Origin of the sequence: Mycobacterium sp. (genome assembly GCF_004298145.1) — a bacterium.
Classification (GTDB): domain Bacteria; phylum Actinomycetota; class Actinomycetes; order Mycobacteriales; family Mycobacteriaceae; genus Mycobacterium.
In genome coordinates this window covers 36,620-58,829 of sequence record NZ_SCRH01000039.1, presented here as the reverse complement: position 1 = coordinate 58,829, position 22,210 = coordinate 36,620, and the positions used below count along the sequence as shown (strand labels likewise).

Here is a 22,210-nt window from a genome sequence, read left to right as displayed (position 1 = left end):
CCGGTACTCCCGTGCCGGATGGGGCAAGGTCAGGCGACGACGACGAACGGAGACCAGCTCCGGGACGCTTGTCGGTGATCGGCTCTACCCTGGTGGTATGGCATTCGCCACGGAACATCCGGTAGTCGCCCATTCGGAATATCGCCCAGCCGAAGAGGCCGTGGAGGGGTTGGTGCGCGTCGGCGGCCGCTTCGAAGTGGTCAGCCCCCACGATCCCGCCGGGGACCAGCCGGCGGCCATCGAGGAGCTGGAGCGCCGGATCGGCGCGGGGGAGCGCGACGTGGTGCTGCTCGGTGCCACGGGCACCGGGAAGTCGGCCACCACCGCCTGGCTCATCGAGCGGCTGCAGCGGCCCACCCTGGTGATGGCGCCCAACAAGACGCTGGCCGCCCAGCTGGCCAATGAGCTTCGAGAGATGTTGCCGCACAACGCTGTTGAGTACTTCGTCTCGTACTACGACTACTACCAGCCCGAGGCGTACATCGCTCAGACCGACACCTACATCGAAAAGGACAGCTCGATCAACGACGACGTGGAGCGCCTGAGGCACTCCGCGACGTCGTCGCTGCTGTCACGCCGCGACGTGGTCGTGGTGGCGTCGGTGTCGTGCATCTACGGCCTGGGCACGCCGCAGTCGTACCTGGACCGCTCGGTGGAGCTGCGGGTCGGCACCGACGTGCCCCGCGACGGGCTGCTGCGGCTGCTGGTCGACGTCCAGTACTCCCGCAACGACCTGTCCTTCACCCGCGGCTCGTTCCGGGTGCGCGGTGACACGGTGGAGATCATCCCGTCCTACGAAGAGCTGGCGGTGCGCATCGAGTTCTTCGGCGACGAGATCGAGGCGCTCTATTACCTGCATCCGCTGACCGGCGACGTGATCCGGCAGGTGGACTCGCTGCGTATCTTCCCGGCCACCCACTACGTGGCGGGCCCCGAGCGGATGGCCCACGCCATCTCGACGATCGAGGAGGAACTGGCCGCCCGCCTGGCCGAGCTGGAGGGCCAGGGCAAGCTGCTCGAGGCGCAGCGGCTGCGGATGCGCACCAACTACGACATCGAGATGATGCGCCAGGTCGGGTTCTGCTCGGGGATCGAGAACTATTCGCGCCACATCGACGGCCGGGGGGCGGGCTCGCCGCCGGCGACCCTGCTCGACTACTTCCCGGAAGACTTCCTGATGGTCATCGACGAGTCGCACGTCACCGTTCCGCAGATCGGCGGCATGTACGAGGGCGACATGTCGCGCAAACGCAACCTGGTCGAATACGGGTTCCGGTTGCCGTCGGCGTGCGACAACCGCCCGCTGACCTGGGAGGAGTTCGCCGACCGCATCGGACAGACGGTGTACCTGTCGGCCACCCCCGGCCCCTACGAACTCAGCCAATCCGGCGGCGAGTTCGTCGAGCAGGTCATCCGGCCCACCGGCTTGGTGGACCCGAAAGTGGTGGTCAAGCCGACCAAGGGGCAGATCGACGACCTGATCGGCGAGATCCGGAAGCGCACCGAGGCCGACCAGCGGGTGCTGGTCACGACGCTGACCAAGAAGATGGCCGAAGACCTCACCGACTACCTGCTCGAGATGGGAATCCGGGTGCGCTATCTGCACTCGGAGGTCGACACGCTGCGGCGGGTGGAACTGCTGCGCCAGCTGCGGCTCGGTGAGTACGACGTGCTGGTCGGCATCAACCTGCTGCGTGAGGGTCTAGACCTGCCCGAGGTGTCGCTGGTCGCGATCCTGGATGCCGACAAAGAGGGCTTCCTGCGGTCGTCGCGCAGCCTCATCCAAACCATCGGGCGCGCGGCCCGCAACGTCTCCGGCGAAGTGCACATGTACGCCGACAGGATCACCGAGTCGATGAAGGAGGCCATCGACGAGACCGAACGGCGCCGGGCGAAGCAGGTCGCGTACAACGAGGCCCACGGCATCGACCCGCAACCGCTGCGCAAGAAGATCGCCGACATCCTCGACCAGGTCTATCGCGAGGCGGACGACAGCGAAACGGTGGAGATCGGCGGGTCAGGGCGCAACGCGTCCCGCGGCAGGCGCGCGCAGGGCGAGCCGGGCCGCGCGGTCAGCGCCGGTGTGTTCGAGGGCCGCGATACGGCCGGCATGCCCCGCGCCGAACTGGCCGACCTGATCAAGGACCTCACCGCGCAGATGATGGCCGCGGCCCGTGACTTGCAGTTCGAGCTGGCCGCGCGGTTCCGGGACGAGATCGCCGACCTCAAGAAGGAACTGCGCGGGATGGACGCCGCCGGCCTGAAATGAGTTTGCTGGCAACCGATCTCCGGCGGCTACCCCCGCGCCACCCCATACGGTAGAGGGGTGACCGACGCGGCGACTATCACCGGCGGCTGGCGAGAGCTGCTGGGCGCCAGGTATCTGAGGACGTCAATCCTGCTGGCCGGCGGAGTAGCGCTGTACGCCACAAACGAGTTCCTGACCACCAGCTTGTTGCCCAACACCATCTCCGAAATCGGCGGAAGTCGGCTCTATGCCTGGGTGACGACGTTGTATCTGGTCGGGTCGGTGGTCGCGGCGACGATGGTCAATCCGATGCTGCTGCGCATCGGGGCGCGGTCGTCATATTTGTCCGGACTCGCCGTGTTCGGCGTCGCCAGCCTGGTTTGCGGTGCGGCGCCCAACATGCACGTTTTGATCGCCGGGCGCGCGATGCAGGGGGTGGCCGGCGGCCTGCTGGCCGGGCTGGGCTACGCCGTGATCAACTCCGCCCTGCCCCGCTGGCTGTGGACGCGGGGCTCGGCGCTCGTGTCGGCGATGTGGGGAGTCGCGACCGTGGTGGGGCCCACGACGGGCGGCCTGTTCGCACAGCTCGGGATTTGGCGGTGGGCTTTTGTCGTGATGGCCGTTCTGACCGCCTTGATGGCCCTGCTGGTGCCGGTCGCGCTGGCCCGTGTCAACGACCCGACGAACGGCATCCCCAGGATGAAGGTGCCCGTCTGGTCGCTGCTGATCATCGGTGCCGCCGCGTTGGCGGTCAGCGTCGCGCAGATTCCGCGCAACACCGTCGCGACGTATGGGTTGCTCGCGGCCGGCATCGCGCTGGTCGGCCTGTTCGTGATCGTCGACTGGCGCATGCACGCGGCCATCCTGCCGCCCAGCGTGTTCTCTCCGGGGCCGTTGAAATGGATCTACCTCACCATGGGCGTCCTGATGGGCGCCGCGATGGTGAACACCTACGTGCCGCTGTTCGGGCAACGGTTGGCCCACCTGACGCCGATCGCGGCCGGCTTCCTGGGCGCGGCGCTCGCCGTCGGCTGGACGGTCAGCGAAATCGTCAGCGCGTCGCTGGAAAACCCGCGAACGATCGGGCGGGTGGTCATGGTGGCGCCGCTGGTGGCCGCGTCCGGCCTGGCGCTGGGTGCCGTGGCCCGGCACGGTGCCGGGTCCGCCTTGACCGCCGCGTTGTGGGCGGTGGCGCTGCTGGTCGCCGGCACCGGGATCGGGATGGCCTGGCCGCACCTGTCGGCCCGCGCGATGGCCTGCGTCAACGACCCGGCCGAGGGCGGCGCCGCTTCGGCGGCGATCAACACCGTCCAGCTGACCTCCGCGGCGATCGGCGCCGGGCTGGCCGGTGTCGTCGTCAACACGGCCACCGGTGGCGAGGACGTGGCGGCTCACCTGCTGTTCACGGTGTTCACCGCGTTGAGCGCCGCCGGTGTGGCGGTGTCGTACGCCGCGACCCGCGCCACGCGCCAGGCGCAGCCGGTCGCCAACGTGGCCTGAGCGGCCGGGCCGTCCAGCGTCGGGCGCCCTGCGCGGTCGGTCATGGCGCCCGTACGCGATTACCGCGTGGACTTGACGACCTGCGAGTAATGGAATTGCCAACGCTCGACAATGTGGAAGCCGAGGTAGCCCGGGAATCGGTATGCCGGGGCGCGCCCGAATGCGCTTCCGGGCGGCAGCCGTTGTCCCGATTGATGGTCGGGCAATGAGTTGTCTTTATTGGTAATGGTCCAGATTGTGGAGCATTTGTTGATTTTGGCCGTGGTCAGCCATACGGCGACGTGGCCGTCCCACAGCGATCCGACCTTCGGGCCGTAGACGCCGCGTTCGACGTCGATCAGCGACCGGAAGGCGGCCGGCCGGGTGGCCAACAGCGCGCGGATCGGCCCGGGCCTCCAGGGCACGGTGTTGTCCACCATCAGACAGTCGCCGGGGGCGGCGTGCGAGCTGATCAGATCGGCGACCTGGCTGTAATCCCACCCCTCTTTGGCATACGGCCAGCGCTGGATGAACAGGTAGTTCGGCATCGCGGCGATGCCGAACAACAGCACCGCGCCGGCGATGGGCCAGGGCCGGCGGGCGAGCGTGACGATGCAGACGGCCAGGACGACGGCCATCGCGGGCGCGGTGAAGATCAGATAGCGCGGGTAGTAGATCGGTTCGTTGACGGCCGAATAGATGACGATCACCGCGGTCGGGATGACCATCCACGCCGCACAGATCGTCAACAACCGGCGCAGGTCGCCGGCGGGCACACCGACCAGCCGGGTCACGACCGCCGCGACGATCAGCACGGCGCTCAGGATGGCGAAGCCGACGCTGTGGTCGAAATACTGCCGCAGGACGATGTCGAATGCGTAATGCCAGCTCACCGGGTAGATCCAGTTGACCTGCCACACCTGGCCATGGGCAAACAGGAGGAACGGCGTCATGGCCCCGACCGCGACGGCCGAACTGGCGGCCCACCACAAGACCGGAGACCGGCGGGAGCCCGCGGGGACCAGGAGCGGCAGCATCGCGCCATAGACCGGCACCAGCAGGACCAGGTTGAGGTTGAGCAGGATCGACAGCATCAATCCCAGCGCGTACCAAACCCACCAGCGCGGCCTGTTGCGCCGGACGGCGGCGACGAACAACACCGTCAGCCAAACGGACGCGGCCGCCACGAAGGCGTACGAACGCGCTTCCATCCCCGCCCACGTCGTGCGGGGCAGGATGGCGAAAACGGCACCCGCGCACACCGCTGTCGGCCGCGTCGCGAACTGCTTGGTGAACACCGTGACCCCGGCGGCGGCGGCGCCCACGGCCAGGGCGCTGGGGAACCGGGAAAAGAACTCGGTTGGCGGAAACAGCGCGAACCAACCGTGCATCACCAGGTAATACGCCCCGTGTACGGCGTCGATGTGGCCCAGCAGCCGCCACAGCTCGGGCAACGTCCGGCTCGCCGCAGCCGAGATCGTGGCCCCCTCGTCGAACCACAGCGACGGCCGGCAGGCCCACGCCGCGCTGACCACGGTGGCGAACAGGGCGATCGCCCACGGGTCGAGCAATCTGCCGCGCGGGCGCGCGGCTACGGGCTCGTCGACGACATCCCCGGCGCGCGGCTGGAAAATCGGCTCGAGGGTGGGCATGGACATGATGCTTGTTACTGTAGGACCCGGTCGGTCGAACCGGTCACAAACAGCACCCGACGCATTCGCGGTTCCCGCCCATATTCGCGAAAAGCCGCATAATGCAATGCTTTCCGTCGTCACCCCGAGCAGCTGATTGTTTTGTCATTCTCGATATTGTCGGTTCGGTCAGCCAGACGCCGCAAATTGCGGGTGCGCCACGCCACACTGTGTCGCTGATCTAACTCCTCTGCATCGAGCAAACGCGATACTGTCTTGGGTTGGCTGACCAACCGAAACTGGGAGGGTAAATGGGCGCGTATCGAACTGTGGTGGTAGGAACCGATGGCTCGGACTCGTCTATGCGGGCGGTGGAGAAGGCGGCGCAGATCGCCGGGCCGGACGCCAAGCTGATCGTGGCCTCGGCGTACCTGCCTCAACATGAGGACGCCCGGGCCGCCGATGCCCTGGGGGATGAAAGCTACAAGGTTTCGGGCACCGCGCCGATTTACGCGATTCTGCGCGACGCCAAGGACCGCGCCCTTGCTGCCGGCGCGCACAACATCGACGAGCGCCCCATCGTGGGGGCGCCGGTCGATGCGCTGATACACCTAGCCGAGGAAGAGCAGGCCGATCTGCTCGTGGTCGGCAACGTCGGCCTGAGCACCATCGCCGGCCGGCTGCTGGGATCGGTGCCGGCCAACGTCTCGCGGCGGGCCAAGACCGACGTCTTGATCGTGCACACCACGACGTAAAAGCTCGACCTGCTGCGCCGCTACCAGCCCCGCTCGCGCCATTCGCTCAGGTGGGGGCGTTCGGCGCCTAACACCGTGTCGTCACCATGGCCGGGGTAGATGACGGTGGCGTCGTCGTACACGTCGAACACCTTGGTTTCGAGGCCGCTCATCAACGAATCGAAATCTTCGGGGCGTGTTGTACGGCCAGGACCGCCCGGGAACAGGCAGTCGCCGGTGAACAACTGGGTGACCCCGCCCGTCGCGGGCCCGTCCAGGGCCAGTGCGATCGACCCGGGGGTGTGCCCGCGCAGGTGGATGACGTCGAAGCTCAGCTCGCCGATCTGCACGGTGTCCCCGCCCGCCAGCAAACGGTCCGGTTTGAGGGGCAGCGCCTCCGCGTCGATCTCGTTGGCGGCGGTCGGCGCCCCGGTGGCCTTCGCGACGGCCTCGAGCGCCTGCCAGTGATCGAAGTGCTGATGGCTGGTCACGATCAGCGACACCTTCGGTGCGTGCTCCCGGATCAGGGCGATCAGATCGTCGGCGTCGTTGGCGGCGTCGATCAACAGTGTTTCGCCGGTGGCGGAACACGTCACCAGATACGCATTGTTGTCCATGGGGCCCACCGACGCCTTTATGATCGTGGCGCCGGGCAGGGTCCGGCGGGCCGCGGTACCAGGGTCGACGTGTCCGGTGTAGTTGTCGACCAGCTTGACAGTGGGGCCGTCCTGGGCAGTCATACCGGCCACGTTACTGGTCAGAAGTTGCTTGTCGGTACGGGCACATAGCATGGAATGCGCCGTGCGCAATTCTGATCTCGGATGCGCTTTGCGGCTACGGAGAAGTTGCCGGATCGTTCCTGAGAGGGGCAGCGTTGGCTGACCGTCTGATCATCAAGGGCGCCCGCGAGCACAACCTGCGCGGCGTCGATCTCGACCTGCCGCGCGACGCGTTGATCGTGTTCACGGGGCTATCCGGATCGGGTAAGTCCTCGCTGGCGTTCGACACGATTTTCGCCGAGGGGCAGCGGCGCTACGTGGAGTCCTTGTCGGCCTACGCCCGCCAGTTCCTCGGGCAGATGGACAAGCCGGACGTGGACTTCATCGAGGGTCTCTCCCCGGCGGTGTCCATCGACCAGAAATCCACCAACCGCAACCCGAGGTCGACGGTCGGCACCATCACCGAGGTCTACGACTATCTGCGCCTGCTCTACGCGCGCGGGGGCACCCCACACTGCCCGGTGTGCGGCGAGCGGATCGCCCGTCAGACACCGCAGCAAATCGTCGACCAGGTGCTGGTCATGCCGGAAGGCACCCGATTCCTGGTGCTCGCCCCGGTGGTGCGCACCCGCAAGGGGGAGTTCGCCGACCTCTTCGAGAAGCTCAACGCCCAGGGTTACAGCCGGGTCCGGGTCGACGGTGTCGTGCACCCACTGACCGATCCGCCGAAGCTGAAGAAGCAGGAGAAGCACGACATCGAGGTGGTGGTGGACCGCCTCACCGTGAAAGCCAGCGCCAAACAGCGACTCACCGACTCGGTGGAAACCGCGCTCAAGCTGGCCGACGGCATCGTCGTGCTGGAATTCGTCGATCACGAACACGACGCGCACAATCGCGAGCAGCGGTTCTCCGAGAAGCTGGCCTGCCCCAACGGGCACGCGCTGGCCGTCGACGACCTGGAACCCCGGTCCTTCTCGTTCAACTCGCCGTACGGCGCCTGCCCGGAGTGCAGCGGTCTGGGCATCCGCAAGGAGGTCGACCCCGACCTGGTCGTGCCCGACCCCGAGCGCACCCTGGCCGAGGGCGCGGTGGCGCCGTGGTCGACGGGCCACACCGCCGAGTACTTCACCCGGATGATGGCCGGGCTCGGTGACGAGCTCGGCTTCGACGTCGACACCCCGTGGCGCAAACTGCCGGCCAAGGCCCGCAAGGCGATTCTCGAGGGATCCGACCATCAGGTGCATGTGCGGTATCGCAACCGGTACGGCCGGACCCGGTCGTACTACGCCGATTTCGAGGGTGTGCTGGCGTTCCTGCAGCGCAAGATGGCGCAGACCGAATCCGAGCAGATGAAGGAACGCTACGAAGGCTTCATGCGCGACGTGCCCTGCCCGGTCTGCGAGGGCACCCGGCTCAAGCCGGAGATCCTGGCGGTGTCGCTGGCCGCGGGGGATCGCGGCAAGAAGTCCATCGCCGAGGTCTGTGAGCTGTCGATCTCCGACTGCGCCGACTTCCTCAACACGCTCACCCTGGGGCCGCGCGAGCAGGCGATCGCCGGGCAGGTGCTCAAGGAAATCCAGTCGCGGCTGGGCTTTTTGCTCGACGTCGGGCTGGAGTATCTGTCGCTCTCGCGCGCCGCGGCCACCCTGTCCGGCGGTGAGGCGCAACGCATTCGGCTGGCCACCCAGATCGGGTCCGGTCTGGTGGGTGTGCTCTACGTGCTCGACGAGCCGTCCATCGGGCTCCATCAGCGCGACAACCGTCGCCTCATCGAAACCCTCACTCGTCTAAGGGGTTTGGGCAACACGCTGATCGTCGTCGAGCACGATGAGGACACCATCGCGCACGCCGACTGGATCGTGGACATCGGCCCGCGGGCCGGCGAGCACGGCGGTCAGATCGTGCACAGTGGCACCTACAGCGAGCTGTTGGCCAACAAGGACTCGATCACCGGCGCCTACCTGTCGGGCAAGGAAAGCATCGAGATGCCGGCGATCCGGCGTCCCGTCGACCGGCGCCGGCAGCTCACCGTCGTCGGCGCCCGCGAGCACAACCTGCGCGGCATCGACGTCTCGTTTCCGCTCGGCGTGCTCACGTCGGTGACCGGCGTGTCCGGTTCGGGCAAGTCGACTCTGGTCAACGACATCCTCGCGGCGGTGCTGGCCAACCGGCTCAACGGCGCCCGGCAGGTCCCGGGTCGTCATACCCGGGTCACCGGGCTGGACCACCTGGACAAGCTGGTGCGGGTGGATCAGTCGCCGATTGGCCGCACACCGCGGTCGAACCCGGCCACCTACACCGGCGTGTTCGACAAGATCCGCACCCTGTTCGCCGCCACCACCGAGGCCAAGGTCCGTGGCTACCAACCGGGCCGGTTCTCGTTCAACGTCAAGGGCGGCCGCTGCGAAGCGTGCACCGGTGACGGCACCATCAAGATCGAGATGAACTTCCTCCCCGACGTGTATGTGCCCTGCGAGGTGTGTCATGGCGCCCGCTACAACCGGGAAACCCTCGAGGTGCACTACAAGGGCAAAACCATTTCCGAGGTGCTGGACATGTCCATCGAGGAAGCGGCGGAGTTCTTCGAGCCGATCACCGGCATCCACCGCTATCTGCGCACCCTGGTCGACGTCGGCCTGGGTTATGTGCGGCTCGGCCAGCCGGCGCCGACGCTGTCCGGCGGCGAGGCGCAGCGCGTCAAACTGGCCGCCGAACTGCAGAAGCGCTCCACCGGACGCACCATCTACATCCTGGACGAACCCACCACGGGCCTGCATTTCGACGATATCCGCAAGTTGCTCAAGGTGATCAACGGCCTTGTCGACAAAGGCAATACGGTCATCGTCATCGAACACAACCTGGACGTCATCAAGACCTCGGACTGGATCGTCGACATGGGGCCGGAAGGCGGCGCCGAGGGCGGAACGGTTGTCGCGGAAGGCACTCCGGAGGACGTCGCGGCGGTGCCGGAGAGCTACACCGGGAAGTTCCTCGCCGAGGTCATCGGGCGCGGCGCGGCGGCAACAAGTGCTCCCGTGCGCCGATCGGGCCGGCGCCGCAAAGCCACCGCCTGACCCCGCTTCGCGATACTCTCCGGGCTATGTGCCCCTCTTTCGAGCCCCGTGATGCGGACTACCGGCAGCGAGTGCGGGAAAGCTTCGCGCGGCAGGGGATCATGGCCACCTTCGGTGCTGAACTTCGAAGCGTTGAGCCGGGTTCGGTCGAGATCGAAGTGCCCTTCGTCCCGGGTCTGACCCAGCAAGACGGGTTCTTCCACGCCGGGGTCGGCATCGCGATTCTCGACAGCGCGTGCGGCTACGCGGCGTTCACGCTCATGGCGCGGGGGATGGCCGTACTGACCGTGGAATTGAAGGTCAACCTGCTCGATCCCGCCGTCGGCGATCGCCTGCGGGCGCATGGCGAGGTCCTGCGCCCCGGTCGAAACCTCACCGTCTGTCGAGGTGATGCCTATGCCGTCACCGGAGAAAATTCCACACACGTGGCCACCATGCTCGCTACGATGACCGCCATCAAAAAAGCCGAGTAACCTTGTCGGGCAAGAACTCTGGTAGGCCCTGAAGGATGACGACGTGCGCCGCTCAGGTATCGTGGCCCGGTTGCATCGACTCGCGGATCTGGGCCAGCCGCTCGGCGGCGGCGCGCCGGCGTTCGTCGTACTGTTCCTCGGCCGACCGGCCCTCGGGTGACTCCGCATCGAGCTCGGCGGCGCCCTGCGCCGTCGCGTACCGAGCCTCGATCTTGTCGCGCACGGACTCGAACGTCGGCACTCCGGCGTCGTCGTATCCGGAATCGGTGGCGCCGGGCGCGGTCGGTTCGTCGGGCATGCCGTCACGTTACTGCGCCTGGCGGTCGGAATAGGCAACATCCGTTGTCAGTGTTCGGCATCCATATTCGCTGCACCGAGATTGCGGCGGATTCGTCGCTGCACGTCGCATTTCCCGTGCTTGAGCGCGGACGGACGTTAACCATAAACCGGGCACCGGCCGTGGTTACTGAAGAGTAGCCGCGCTATTCGCCAAATCCCATGCGCCGCTGCCCAAACGCGATTTGCAAGTTTCTGCCGCGCTGCGGGCTCGCAATTTGCTACTTATGTCACAATCACCATGGTTATTTGTCGCGAGTCAAATTACGAGATGATTCACGACCCGTAGAAAACAATTAGCTTGGATCGCGCGGTAAATGAGTGGAGGTACACCAATGGAAGCGGCTCAGCTCGACGCAAGAGTGTTTGGCGACCCGTGGTCGGAGAGCGGGTCCGGCTGGCGCGACCACGCGACGGGATGTTGGGTGGTCGCGGCCACGCCGAAGGCGGAACCTGATCTGTGGAATCAATACCTCGAGGGCGCGCTACACAGCTATCGAAGGCACGGGTTGGATTGGGTGCTCGACGTCGACGCTATCCAGGATGGTGTCGACACGGCGCTGTTCTTTGCCGCGCTCGACCCGCAGGGGCGCGTGGTCGGGGGGACCCGTGTCGTGGGGCCCTTGCGCACGCCGGAGGATTCCCACGCTCTCGTGGAGTGGGCGGGTAACCCGGGCCTTGCCCTGCTTCGGCATATGATCGCCAACCGGCTTCCCTTCGGTGTCGTGGAGGTGAAAAGCGCCTGGGCCGATTCCCGCGAATACGGCAATCAGTCGCTCTCTCGAGTGCTGGCCCGCACCGCCCTGCCGACGATGACGCTGCTGGGTGCTCAATTCGTGATGGCAACCGCGGCGGCCCATGTGCTCGAGCAATGGCAATCCTCCGGAGGCGTCGTGGCCGCACGCGTACCGGCAGCGGCCTATCCCAATGAGAACTACCGAACCAAAGTGATGTGGTGGGATCGTCGCACCCTTTCCACCCATGCCGAGCCGGGACAATTCAAGCTGATGTGCGCCGAGAACGCCGAAATCCTCAACCGCATTTCGGCTTAGGAGAAATCACGTCGATGCGGCGGCAGTCACGCGAACCGTCACCGATGAAGTCGTCTCGTGCGAGATGATGTGGAAGCAGCGAGTCGAGTCGCCGTCTCGCCGCGTTCCCTCCCGGGACAGGCTAGGCGTGCCGGGCATCGACTACACCGCGTTGGAACGACGATTCACCCCAAGCTGGACGCTCGTGTCCAGCGGTGACGAACGGTAGCTCGACAACAAGACTCCGTCGTACTAACACCTGTTTCAAGGCTGCCCGTAAGCGCCGATTACAGCCTTCGCTGCCCGCGGATCTGAACCACCTTCTCTCCCGTAGGCCCATTGTCCGGTGGCGCGGCCGGCCCGTCGGAGAAGTCCATGGGTATGACGCGTCGCGCGAGCAGCGCCTCCATTGCCGCGCTGTCTAGCGAGCGGGACAGCAGAAAGCCTTGCGCCCGATAGCACCCCAGTTCGAGCAGCATCTTGGCCGCCGCTACCGTTTCGACGCCTTCCGCGACGGCGTTCAGGCCGAAGGCGTCCGCTAGGGCCATAGTGGAGCGTACGATCGCCAGATCGCCGGCGTTGGTGTCGAGATTGAGGACAAAGCCCTTGTCGATCTTGAGTGTGTCGACGGGGAGCGATTTCAGATACGTCAGCACACTGTAGCCGGTACCGAAGTCGTCGATGGCTATCTTTACCCCAATGTCCTTCAAACCGAAGAGCGTTCTACGTGTGGCGTCGATGTCCTGGACCACAACGCTTTCGGTGATTTCTAGACATACCGAGTTGGGATCGAGGCCGAACTCGTCGAGGGTTGTCGCTACCGTGTCGACGATGCCATCGGTGACGAGTTGCACGGGCGAGACGTTGATACGCAGCACCGTGCCGTGCCCGACGCCGTGTGATTGCCACAGCGCAAACTGCGCACACGCCGAACGCATGATGTGGCGGCCGAGTTTGGCACCCAAATTGACGGATTCGACCACGGGGATGAACGAATCGGGCATCAGTAGGCCGAGATTTGGGTGTTGCCAACGGATTAATGCCTCGGCGCCGAGGATCTCGCCGGTGCGCATGTCGAACTCCGGGAGGTAATGCAGCATCAGGGCGCCGCTGTCACCATCGATCATCCCTTGCAGATGCAGCTCGATGTCGTTGCGGATCGTATCTGTTCGAGACATTCCCGGGCTGAACGTTGCGACCTTGTTTCCGCCGGAACTCTTGGCGGACCGGGTGGCCAGATCGACTCGGTGGAGTAGATCCGAAGTGCTGTCATGTCCCGGTAGACCCGCGGCGACACCGATACTGACAGTGCGACTGAGCATTTCACCGTCGATCATGACCTGCTGGTCGACTCGTCTGTGTAGCGACCGAGCGAACACTTCGGCAGCTTCGACATCCATCGATGCGGCTGGCAGGACGACGAATTCATCACCGCCGAAGCGGGCGATGACGGAGGGAACATCGGTGGCCTCACGCAGCATTTTGGCAAAAGTCTCGATGAACCGGTCGCCGGCGTTTTGACCAAGGTGATCGTTGATGACCTTGAAGCGGTCCAAGGCAAGGAACACTACCGAAACCGAGCCGGGCTGCCCCTCGGCCAGCCGCTGGTCCAGGTACTCGATCAGCGCCCTGCGGTTGAGGAGGCCGGTGAGGTCATCATGTTGTGCGAGATAGTGGAGTCGCTCTTCGGCGACGGTGCGGCCCTGCAGTTGCGCGAACAGCGCGGCAATCGCCTGCAGCGCGTTGAGTTCTTCTGGAAGCCATTCGCGGTCTCCGAGCTTGACGAAGGCCAACGTCCCGGTGGTGATGTCCCCCGACACTAGCGGTACGGCGGCCAGGGTGACCGCAGGAAACCCGGTGCCCTCTTCGATATTGCGTTGATAGTCGGCAGTTTCCGGCTCGGGACGTACAACCTCGGGCACTTTGAGGTGTTCGGCCCTGGCGAAGACCGAGTCGGCGCCGGCGAAATAGACAACACCGATCGGGTCGGGCTCCGGAACATCCGGGCGCTGCGGCCATTCGGCGACGAGCACCGTCGCGTGGATCGCGTGATCGTTGTGGCGCAGGAAGCTGAAGTCCACCCCGAAGTGGCTGACCAAGTCGTGGAGCACCCGTTGACTGATCGCTGCAGAGTCAGCTGCGGTGGCCGCCATCAACTCGGCGGCGGCCGCAGTGACCAGGTGGTCCAAGGTGCCCGACATTGCCCTTACCGTAGCTGTAAAGGGCCCTGATGGCGCGCATTGCGTAGCGCGTCAAGCATCTTCGCCGGACTACATCGGCAGGACGATCCAGAAAACGAACCACTCAACTCTGCACCCGGGCCCGATCAAGGCTGCGGCGGCTCGGCACGGATGCGGGTGGCCCGGCAGCCATCCGCAATATCAGCACGATTGAATCACCGGCAGGTGTGTTGGTCAGAGTTCGGAAGTCGCGCTGCAACTGTGCTAACGGGTCGGCGAAGCGGGGTGACAATTCATCGAAATCGGGGCGGCTGTGGGCGTAGAGGAAGGCCGGCGAGACCGGTTGAACCGATAGCCCTTGTTTTTGGGCGAGGATCCAGACCAGCTCGACGGCCGACCCGCCCTTGGCGTAGTGGCGAAGGCCATGACCAGGCACGCTGATAACGGCCAGCGCCGAACTAGCGAGTATGCGGTCGCGGGTGGGCTCGCCTAGCGCGCTGCCCGCGTCCCATTGGGTGAGCTGGGCCATGACGTCGGGGCGGCGCAGGATGCCGAGTACGGCCAATTCGCCGGCTTCTAGCTCGAGACTGCGGATGTCGATGCCCGTGTCGGGATCTGAGTCGCCGGGCCAGCGTAATTCGGAGATCATTTCTTTGTGCAGGTGCGGTGTCAGGTAGCGGATGCGATCGGATGCGGCCAGGACCTTTGCGGCGTCTGCGATGTCGTTTCTGTCGGTGAGCAGGTGCAGTCGGGCGCCTTCTTGTTGTGCTGCGGCGCTGAGGGCTGCGATCGCGGCGGCGTCCATGGGTTCGGGACTTCCCTGGTGGCGGTTGGTTTCGCGATCAAGCATTGGTTGATAGAGCTCGGCGAGTTTCGGGTTGGTGCCGTCGCTGAGTTTCAGGGTGGCACGCAACGGCGATCCGCCGATGTGATCGGCGACGGTGGCAGGCCCCAGAACGTGGTGAGCAGCAGCAGCGATTCTGGCGTTCAACAACGCGGCGCCAACAGCCACGGCGCTGGCGCGGAATGCGACGTCCATCGTTGAAGTGTGTTGGACGGCAACCTCGATGGTGACGTCGGTGGGCGTGGCGTTGATATGCCATGGCTGTACGTTTCCGCCGGATGGGGCTCGCACGGCCGCTGCGGCGATGACACCGGGTATCCCCGCTAGCTGCGCTGTTTCATGGCGCTCTGTCGGCGGGGGGCGGTGCTCGTCCATGGTGGGTTCGTCGAGTTGGTTCAGTGCCCAGCCGATATCGATACGGGTGCGACCGGAGCGTAGTGATTCGCCGAGCCCGATCCTGCGTACGGCCTCTGCAAGGGCCGCCGCGCCCAACACGACATCTGAGGCCAGTTGTGGCCAGGTTGTCAGTGAGCGGTCGACCTCAATCAGTGACGCCGCCCCGCGAGGCGACAATCGTTCAGCCTCAAGGAGCCTCAGGACGTGTCGAACTTTTTCACCACTGCTCATGCCTGGAAGCAACCCGAGGTCGAGATCGCTCAGGAGACCATGCAGAAGGGGGCGCAGCGGCTCTTTGTCGAAGCGTTCGACATCGACGAGTCCACGATCGCTGGTAGCCATCAACACCGGAATGCCGCGGGCACGGGCGGCCTGGCGTAATGCGGCCTTCATATCAAGCGAATCGCACTCCTCAATGACGATGTCCAGGCCTTCGACGAACACATCGACGGTGTCTACCGTGAGGCCGGCATCGAAGACCTCGAGGGTCAGATAGGGATCGAGCTCGGCGACCCTACGCGCCGCCACATAGGCCTTGTTGATCCCGAGGTCGAACACGGTGGCTGGCACCCGATTTAGGTTCGATAGTTCGAGGTGATCGAAGTCGGCCAGACGAAGGTGGCCGCACAATCCCTGGGCAGCCAGCGTGTGCACTATGACGTGCCCAACGCTGAGGCCAGCGACGCCGATGCGGAGTGCGGAAAGTCGGGCCTGTTCTTGCGCGGTGATGTTATTGCGATTTCGGTCCAGGCGTACCGTGCGGTAGCCCTGCGGGCCCAGCACTGCTACGACTGCCCGCCGCCAGGGATAGTTCGCCCACCGGGCCCTTTCGCCGAGGAGCTTAGGATCCGGTGGTGGCCGAAGGCTGTGCAGGCTGGCCAATTGCGCGTCGAGCTGGTCGATGACCGCGATGTTGGGATCGGCTCGTAGCCGCTGCAACGCCACCCTGTCGTCGGACTCATCGGGGTCGAGAACCTGCGCGGTGTAGGCGGTTACGTCAGGCTTGTCCATGGTGTTTCGTGTATAGCACCTGACCGGCCGGCGGGTGGGTCAGCCGGAGCGCTCAGGCGAAAATTCCGATGTCGTCGGCGTCCGGCATCCCCGACGCCCATCAGTCACCAGGCAATGATGTCCCCGTCCGTGGGTTCCGCCTGCTCGACGAAGTGTCCTCGGCGTATCAGGCTGGTGACGGCTGCATCCCAGCGCCGCAACTGCGACTCGGTGAAGAACGACTTGCCTAGGTAGAGCTCGATGTACGGATGCAAGATGATGGCGCCGACGCGCAGAATAATCGGGTTCAGCATCGCCCAATCAAGGTCAAGGTCGGGTCGGGCGTTGCCCTGCCTCACGAACTGGTCGCCCTGGCCTGAACTGATGCCCACCAGGCCATTAAAGATGACCGACCCGAACGCGCTACCCTCGGCGAGCGCGCGCCCGAGGTAGGTGATTACGTCGGTGCGTTCGGCCATCAGTGCGGTCAGTCGGTACCCGGCTTCGTCCAGCGCGTCGGATGGCGGCTCGGGTAGCGCTGTCGACTCCAGTGCCTTACTAAGCACCTGTAACACGTACTGATCGACGGCGGCGATTAGGGCGGCCTTGGTGTGGAAGTGATGCTGCACGAGCCCGATTGACACTTCGGCCGTCTCGGCGACCGCGCGCAGCGGCGTGGCGGCGATGCCGCGAACAGCGAAGCAGCTCAAGGCGGCGTCGCGGATCCGCTCCTTGGGTGACGGCTCGGGCGGAGGGGGCGGTTCATAGGGAAACAGCCGGGGAGGATCCACGGCGGACAATATACCGACATCGCGCTGCGATACGGCGTTATCGGTTTGCCATATTTGCGTATCGTCCCGCCCGTCTGCGCTCCGTCTGAGCGCGCGGTGGTCGAACCGATACTTGGGGAGGCCGCGACATGGTGATGTCATTTATCTGGGCGCCGCGCCGGTATGGCCTATTCCACACCGCAGGCGGAGGACGCCTGGCAGCGGATCCTGACCTTCTTCGACGCGCACCTCAGGTAGCGCTGATGGCGCCTAACGCCTCGAGGTGTTGGAGTCCTTGGCCGCGACGATCGCCGGGGCACCGGGGGCGGTCGCGGATGGGGCGGGCAACGGCGTCCGCGAAACCCCCGGGGTGCCCAGCGCGCCCGCCAGCCAGGGCAGCGCCGCCGTGAACACCCGGTCCGCGAACGGCCAGTCGTGCCTGCCGGGCTGCGGGACCACGGCGCAGTCGATTCCGTTGGCGCGGCCGAGCGCACAGAGCGAATAGGCGGCCGCGGTCTGATTGGCGGGGTTGGCGGCCGCCTCGCGTCCGGCCAGCCGGATGGCGCCGCTGTCGGTCAGCTGGACGTCCCGGTGTGCTCCACGCGGGCCGTCCGACGAAATCGCGAACCACCCGGCCACGTCGCGGTACGGTCCGTGCCGGCTGATCACCGTGGTCGGATCGAAAGCCGCCCAGGCGTCGGCGTTTCCGCCGAACAGCCTGGCGATCGTTTGGGCCTTGTTGCCGGCGTTCGGGAAGAAGTCGCCGGCGACATCGACGAACGCGCTGAACATGTCGGGATGCATGACGGTCAAATCGACGGCGCAGGTCCCACCCATGGACCAGCCCGCCACACCCCAGTTGGACCGGTGCGGGCTGACGCCGAAAGCCGAAACCATATAAGGCACGACGTCTTTGGTGAGATGGTCGGCCGCGTTGCCCCGAACCCCGTTGACACATTCGGTGTCGTTGTTGAAGGCGCCGCCGGAGTCCACGAACACCAACACCGGCGCCTTACCGTCGTGCGCGGCCGCGAAATCATCGATCGTCTTGACCGCGTCGCCCGCACGCGTCCAGTCCGCCGGAGTGTTGAACTGCCCGCCGATCATCATCACGGTCGGCAACGGTGGCGGCGGGGTAGTGGCGAACCATTCGGGCGGCAGGTAGACGAGCTCGCCGCGGTGCTTGAAGTGCGACCCGTCCGAGGGGATCGCGACGGGTACCACGGTGCCGTGGGGTGGTCGGGTTCCCTTGGCGGCCATCGCGGTAACGGTCGCCTGGTCGGTCTGGTCGGGCAGCGGGCCGGACGTCAGCTGGCTCCACGCGGACTGGACGGTGGGGAAGTAGCCCACCCACAGGTTGAGCACCAGTGCCGCGCTGAGCAAGCACAACGGCACCGCCAGCACCGCCGCGCCACGCCGCCAGCGGCGCGCGCTGCCCCATCCCAGAACCAACACCGCCGCCGCCGTACCCGTCAGTGCGATCCACAGCCACAGCGCCGCCGGCGCCGGTTCCTCGGAGAGCCCGTGGTCGACGATGTACCAGTGCGTCAGGTAGGCCGCGGCTCCGCCGATCAGCGCGGCCGCGGGCATCCGCACCGTCCGCCAGCGACGCGACCGCCAGCCGGCCGCCAGTATCAGCACGACGGCGGCCAGCACCTGGATCACCGTCGGCACCCAGCCATGCATCAGCGAGGTGTGACTAAGCGCCAGGAACTGCGCGGGGGCACCGTTCGTCGAGGCTGTCACGTCACTCATTGTGATCTATTGTTAACCGGCCTGGAACCTATTCACCGAATGTTCGCCGACGACGGACTGAATCTTCCCGGGCCTCGATTAATGCGGTTTGGCCAGCGGAAACGGCAGCGTCTCGCGGATGCTGCGGCCCGTTATGAGCATGACGAGTCGATCGACGCCCATTCCGAGCCCGCCGGTGGGCGGCATCGCGTATTCCATCGCCTGCAGGAAGTCTTCGTCGAGCTCCATCGCCTCGGGATCCCCGCCGGCGGCCAACAGCGACTGCTCCTGCAGGCGGCGGCGCTGTTCGACCGGATCGGTGAGCTCGCTGTAGGCGGTGGCCAGCTCGACACCCCACGCCACCAGGTCCCATCGCTCGGCGACTCCCGGTTGGCTGCGATGCGGCCGGGTCAGTGGCGACACCGACGTCGGAAAGTCGATATAGAACGTCGGTGCCTCGGTCCGGTCCTCGACCAGGTGCTCGTACAGCTCCAGCACCACAGCGCCGGCATCCCAGTGCGCCCGATACGGAATGTGCACGGCATCGGACAGCTTGCGCAGGGTGGGCAGTGGCGTGGCGGGGTCGATGTGCTCGCCGAGCGCTTCGGATACGGCGTCGTACACGGTCTTGACCGCCCAGGCGCCGGAGATGTCGACAGGTTCCAGGCGGCCACCGGTGCCTTGGCCGCCGTCGCGTTGCCGCATCACGGTCTGCTCGCCGTGGGCGGCCTGGGCGGCGTTCTGGATCAGCTCACGGCACCCGTCGATCCACACCTTGTAATCGGCGTGTGCCTGGTAGGCCTCCAGCAAGGTGAACTCCGGGTTGTGGCTGAAGTCGACGCCCTCGTTGCGGAACGCACGGCCCATCTCGAAGACTCGCTCGACGCCGCCGACGCACAACCGCTTGAGGTAGAGCTCCGGCGCGATGCGCAGGAACAGGTCCATGTCGTAGGTGTTGATGTGCGTGACGAACGGCCGGGCGGTGGCGCCGCCGTGGATCTGCTGCAGGATCGGGGTCTCGACTTCGATGAATCCCTTGGCGAACAGCGTCTGCCGGACCGAGCGCAGCACCTCGCTGCGTACCTTGATCACCTCACGCGACTCGGGATTGACCGCCAGGTCGACGTAGCGGGTCCGCACCCGGGCCTCCGGGTCGGTCAGCCCCTTCCACTTGTTCGGCAACGGCCGCAGGCATTTCCCGATCATCCGCCAGTCGCCGGCGATCAGCGAGCGGGTTCCCTTGTTGGAAAAACCCATGTGGCCGGAGACCTCGACCAGGTCGCCGAGGTCGATGGCCGCCGTGAAGTCGGCCGTCCGTCCGCGCTGCAAGCGCGAATTGTCCAGCAGCACTTGCATTTCTCCAGACCAGTCACGCAGCTGGGCGAACAGCACTCCGCCGTAGTCGCGTATCCGCAGTATCCGGCCGGAGACCGTGATTCTTTCCCGGTCGTCCGCATCGAGCGCTGCGGCGACGGTGTGGCTGGGCGGACAGCCCACCGGATACGCGTCGATGCCGTTGCGCCGCAATGCCTTCAGCTTGGCCAGGCGCACCCGAACCTGTTCGGGCAGCCGGGCTCTCGCCTCTTCTTCGTCGGCCGACGCCTGGCGTCTCTGCAGCGCGCTGACATCCGGCGCGCTCCCGTCGTGATGCAGCAGGCCGGACTGGGCCAGCCGGGCCGGGACGGCCGGGTGGTGACCGGTGTGCGGCTTGCGCCGGCCGAAAGGCAGGACCAGGAAGCCCTCGGCGAGGGCCGAGGCGACGCCGACCCGCGGGATCAGGCGGGCATCCTCGTAGCATGCATAGCGCGGCACCCAGTCGGGTTGGTATTTCATGTTGGAGCGATACAGCGTCTCCAGTTGCCACCACCGCGAGAAGAACAACAGGAACCCGCGCCACAGCCGGGCGACGGGACCGGCGCCGAGTTGGGCACCCTGCTCGAATGCCGACCTGAACATCGCGAAGTTCAGTGAAATACGGGTGATGCCAAGGGCTTCCGCGTTGAGGGCGAGATCGCTGACCATCAGCTCGATGGTGCCGTTGGGGGAGTTCGGCGAGCGGCGCATCAAGTCCAGGGAGACGCCGGTGGTCCCCCACGGAACCAGCGACAGCATCGCGACGACGGCGCCGTCTCGATCCAGCGCTTCGACCAGCAGGCAGTCCCCGTCGGCGGGATCGCCGAGCCGGCCCAACGCCATGGAAAAGCCGCGTTCGGTTTGAGTATCGCGCCAGGCGTCGGCGCGGGTGATGGTGTCCGCCATCTCGTCGGGGTCGATGTCGCGGTGCCTTCGGATCCGCATGGTCAGCCCCGCCCGCCGGGCCCGGGTCACGGCCTGGCGGACCCCGCGCATATCGGGGCCGGACAGCTTGAAGTCGGCGGTCCGCAGGATGGCCTCGTCGCCGAGCTCCAGCGCGTTCAGGCCGGCTTCGCGATATGCCCGCGCGCCCTGGGTGCTGGCGCCCATGACACCGGGAGCCCAGCCGTAGGTCTGGCACAGGCCCAGCCACGCATCGGCGGCCTGAGACCATGCCCTGGGGTCGCCGATCGGGTCACCGCTGGCCAGGCAGACGCCGACCTCGACCCGGTAGGTGATGGCGGCGCGCCCGCTCTGGGCGAAAACCACGGACTTATCGCGGCGGGTGGCGAAGTAGCCCAGGGAGTCGTTCTTGCCGTACAACTCGAGTAGCCCGCGGATGGCCGATTCGTCCTCGCCGGTGAGCGCGTTCTCCGCGCGCTGGGATTGAAAGAGCACGATGGTCGCCATGATCAGCGCGAGCGCGCCGAACAGACCGAAGATCGCGTTGAGCAACACGTGTGGCCGGCCGCTGAACAGGTCCGGATCCGCGAGCGCGAATCCGACCACCCGGTTGGCCACATACGGCAGGCGGTCCTGGCGGGCCAGCGTTCCGGGGAACAACTCGACCAGGCCCCAGGACACTCCGATCCCCACCACATCCCCGGCCACCAGCACCCCGGCCGCCTTGACCAGCGCGCCTTTGCGGACCTTGGCCCAGAACTCCCGATAGGCCAGCACCAGCAGGACGATCGCGACGATGTGCACGGCGAACCCGAGGTTCTCGCCGAAGATCTCGGCGGCGGTGTTGTCACCGGCGGCGATATCGGCGGCGTTCAGGGCGGCGGCGAGAATCATGTTGCCCAGCAACAACAGCCAGGCGATCCGCTTACGCGCGGTCAAGGCCGCGGCCAACAACGCCAACACGAACGACCACGCGATGCTGGTGTCGGGGAAGTTGAACAGATAGTCGTTGATGAACTCGCGCGGGACCCTGATCAGATAACGGATCAGCGGGGACACACTGCCCAGCAACGAAACGGTGGCGATGACACCCACGGTCCATCCGGCCGCTGCCGGCACCCAGCGATACCGCGAGTTCGACCGGCTACGAGGCCCCAAGCGCGGCCCCGAACGAGGACCCGAACGAGGAGAAGCGAGTGTCACAGACCGCGAGGATATTCCCTCAATCCGTGAAAAGCTTGCGGAAGCGCTCAGAGTGGCGGGCACTAGTTTGCACGCGTTTTCGGGCCTGGTTGATGGCCGCTGCTGCGCCGGC

The 22,210-nt window shown here is 66.0% G+C and carries 14 protein-coding genes and 1 pseudogene; 7 read left to right on the top strand and 8 right to left on the bottom strand.

Features of this window, described 5'->3' with window-relative positions:
• Window positions 1-97 precede the first annotated feature (97 nt).
• Window positions 98-2,269 (top strand): excinuclease ABC subunit UvrB, encoded by a 2,172-nt coding sequence (uvrB, locus tag EPN51_RS15650; protein ID WP_293044176.1) that lies wholly within the window; start codon window positions 98-100, stop codon window positions 2,267-2,269.
• Window positions 2,270-2,326: 57 nt separating this feature from the next.
• On the top strand, window positions 2,327-3,748 hold the full coding sequence (locus tag EPN51_RS15645; protein WP_293044175.1) for an MFS transporter: 1,422 nt from the start codon (window positions 2,327-2,329) through the stop codon (window positions 3,746-3,748).
• A 59-nt stretch (window positions 3,749-3,807) separates the two neighbouring features.
• On the opposite strand, the gene EPN51_RS15640 is transcribed toward EPN51_RS15645, so the two are convergent.
• Window positions 3,808-5,385 (bottom strand): hypothetical protein, encoded by a 1,578-nt coding sequence (locus EPN51_RS15640; protein ID WP_293044173.1) that lies wholly within the window; start codon window positions 5,383-5,385, stop codon window positions 3,808-3,810.
• Between the two features lie 284 nt (window positions 5,386-5,669).
• On the opposite strand from EPN51_RS15640, the gene EPN51_RS15635 reads away from it, so the two are divergent.
• The gene (locus EPN51_RS15635; RefSeq protein ID WP_293044172.1) at window positions 5,670-6,113 is read left to right on the top strand and encodes a universal stress protein; all 444 of its coding nucleotides are present in this window, start codon (window positions 5,670-5,672) and stop codon (window positions 6,111-6,113) included.
• A 20-nt stretch (window positions 6,114-6,133) separates the two neighbouring features.
• Here EPN51_RS15635 and EPN51_RS15630 read toward each other — a convergent pair whose 3' ends face one another.
• On the bottom strand, window positions 6,134-6,832 hold the full coding sequence (locus tag EPN51_RS15630; RefSeq protein WP_293044171.1) for an MBL fold metallo-hydrolase: 699 nt from the start codon (window positions 6,830-6,832) through the stop codon (window positions 6,134-6,136).
• A gap of 134 nt (window positions 6,833-6,966) precedes the next feature.
• Here EPN51_RS15630 and uvrA point away from each other — a divergent pair, with 134 nt between their 5' ends.
• Both uvrA and EPN51_RS15620 read left to right on the top strand, forming a co-directional pair.
• Window positions 6,967-9,885: an excinuclease ABC subunit UvrA gene (gene uvrA, locus EPN51_RS15625; protein WP_293044169.1), complete on the top strand. Its 2,919-nt coding sequence runs from the start codon at window positions 6,967-6,969 to the stop codon at window positions 9,883-9,885.
• A gap of 101 nt (window positions 9,886-9,986) precedes the next feature.
• A complete protein-coding gene (locus EPN51_RS15620) occupies window positions 9,987-10,358 on the top strand; it encodes a PaaI family thioesterase (RefSeq protein ID WP_293044167.1) in 372 nt (123 codons plus the stop codon).
• A 52-nt stretch (window positions 10,359-10,410) separates the two neighbouring features.
• Here EPN51_RS15620 and EPN51_RS15615 read toward each other — a convergent pair whose 3' ends face one another.
• A complete protein-coding gene (locus EPN51_RS15615; RefSeq protein ID WP_293044165.1) occupies window positions 10,411-10,656 on the bottom strand; it encodes a hypothetical protein in 246 nt (81 codons plus the stop codon).
• Window positions 10,657-11,029: 373 nt separating this feature from the next.
• Between EPN51_RS15615 and EPN51_RS15610 the strand changes: the two genes are divergently transcribed.
• Together EPN51_RS15610 and EPN51_RS15605 are read left to right on the top strand one after the other, a co-directional pair.
• On the top strand, window positions 11,030-11,746 hold the full coding sequence (locus EPN51_RS15610) for a hypothetical protein (protein WP_293044163.1): 717 nt from the start codon (window positions 11,030-11,032) through the stop codon (window positions 11,744-11,746).
• A gap of 118 nt (window positions 11,747-11,864) precedes the next feature.
• Window positions 11,865-11,954, top strand: a pseudogene (locus EPN51_RS15605) (SAM-dependent methyltransferase); the annotation flags it as partial.
• Window positions 11,955-12,012: 58 nt separating this feature from the next.
• Here the strand turns inward: EPN51_RS15605 and EPN51_RS15600 are convergent.
• The 5 genes from EPN51_RS15600 to lysX all read right to left on the bottom strand — a co-directional run bounded on the left by EPN51_RS15600 (window position 12,013) and on the right by lysX (window position 22,053).
• Entirely contained in the window at window positions 12,013-13,926 is a 1,914-nt protein-coding gene (locus EPN51_RS15600; RefSeq protein ID WP_293044161.1) for an EAL domain-containing protein, read from the bottom strand.
• A 103-nt stretch (window positions 13,927-14,029) separates the two neighbouring features.
• Window positions 14,030-16,156: an Rv1355c family protein gene (locus EPN51_RS15595; RefSeq protein WP_293044159.1), complete on the bottom strand. Its 2,127-nt coding sequence runs from the start codon at window positions 16,154-16,156 to the stop codon at window positions 14,030-14,032.
• Window positions 16,157-16,260: 104 nt separating this feature from the next.
• Entirely contained in the window at window positions 16,261-16,926 is a 666-nt protein-coding gene (locus EPN51_RS15590; protein ID WP_293044338.1) for a helix-turn-helix domain-containing protein, read from the bottom strand.
• Window positions 16,927-17,175: 249 nt separating this feature from the next.
• A complete protein-coding gene (locus EPN51_RS15585; RefSeq protein WP_293044157.1) occupies window positions 17,176-18,660 on the bottom strand; it encodes an alpha/beta hydrolase-fold protein in 1,485 nt (494 codons plus the stop codon).
• A gap of 78 nt (window positions 18,661-18,738) precedes the next feature.
• Window positions 18,739-22,053 (bottom strand): bifunctional lysylphosphatidylglycerol synthetase/lysine--tRNA ligase LysX, encoded by a 3,315-nt coding sequence (gene lysX, locus EPN51_RS15580; RefSeq protein WP_293044155.1) that lies wholly within the window; start codon window positions 22,051-22,053, stop codon window positions 18,739-18,741.
• Window positions 22,054-22,210: the final 157 nt, after the last annotated feature.

Excerpts from the sequence above, each read along its gene's own strand:
- uvrB (WP_293044176.1), top strand. The coding sequence starts at position 98 with ATGGCATTCGCCACGGAACATCCGGTAGTCGCCCATTCGGAATATCGC.
- EPN51_RS15640 (WP_293044173.1), bottom strand. The coding sequence starts at position 5,385 with ATGTCCATGCCCACCCTCGAGCCGATTTTCCAGCCGCGCGCCGGGGAT.
- EPN51_RS15635 (WP_293044172.1), top strand. The coding sequence starts at position 5,670 with ATGGGCGCGTATCGAACTGTGGTGGTAGGAACCGATGGCTCGGACTCG.
- EPN51_RS15630 (WP_293044171.1), bottom strand. The coding sequence starts at position 6,832 with ATGACTGCCCAGGACGGCCCCACTGTCAAGCTGGTCGACAACTACACC.
- EPN51_RS15620 (WP_293044167.1), top strand. The coding sequence starts at position 9,987 with ATGGCCACCTTCGGTGCTGAACTTCGAAGCGTTGAGCCGGGTTCGGTC.
- EPN51_RS15615 (WP_293044165.1), bottom strand. The coding sequence starts at position 10,656 with ATGCCCGACGAACCGACCGCGCCCGGCGCCACCGATTCCGGATACGAC.
- EPN51_RS15610 (WP_293044163.1), top strand. The coding sequence starts at position 11,030 with ATGGAAGCGGCTCAGCTCGACGCAAGAGTGTTTGGCGACCCGTGGTCG.
- EPN51_RS15600 (WP_293044161.1), bottom strand. The coding sequence starts at position 13,926 with ATGTCGGGCACCTTGGACCACCTGGTCACTGCGGCCGCCGCCGAGTTG.
- EPN51_RS15595 (WP_293044159.1), bottom strand. The coding sequence starts at position 16,156 with ATGGACAAGCCTGACGTAACCGCCTACACCGCGCAGGTTCTCGACCCC.
- EPN51_RS15585 (WP_293044157.1), bottom strand. The coding sequence starts at position 18,660 with ATGAGTGACGTGACAGCCTCGACGAACGGTGCCCCCGCGCAGTTCCTG.